1 pseudogene is annotated in these 258 nt (G+C 70.2%); it reads right to left on the bottom strand.

The annotated features are described in order from the left end of the window. Positions 1 to 258: pseudogene (locus AB4Y34_RS42325) on the bottom strand (hypothetical protein); the annotation flags it as partial.

Raw genomic sequence — 258 nt, 5'->3', positions numbered from 1 at the left:
TGTCCTCGCTCAGCTGGTCCACCTGCTGGTTCGTGGCGTACAGCTGCGAGCCGTTCACCGCGTCCGTGCTCGTCGCGCTCAGGCGACCGGCGGCCACGTTCGTGATCGTGCGCTCGTTACCCACGCTACCTACGCTCACCGTGCTCGCCGGGTTCGCTCCGGCGAACGCGTAATCCGTCCCGCCGATGCTCGCACCCGCCGTGCCCACCGCGGCTGCCGTCACCGAGCCTGCGCCCAGCGCGACATCACCCGCGTTGT

The sequence above is a fragment of the Paraburkholderia sp. BR10954 genome (genome assembly GCF_040965775.1).
GTDB classification, from domain to species: Bacteria; Pseudomonadota; Gammaproteobacteria; order Burkholderiales; family Burkholderiaceae; genus Paraburkholderia; species Paraburkholderia youngii.
This window is presented reverse-complemented; position numbering and strand designations above follow the sequence as displayed.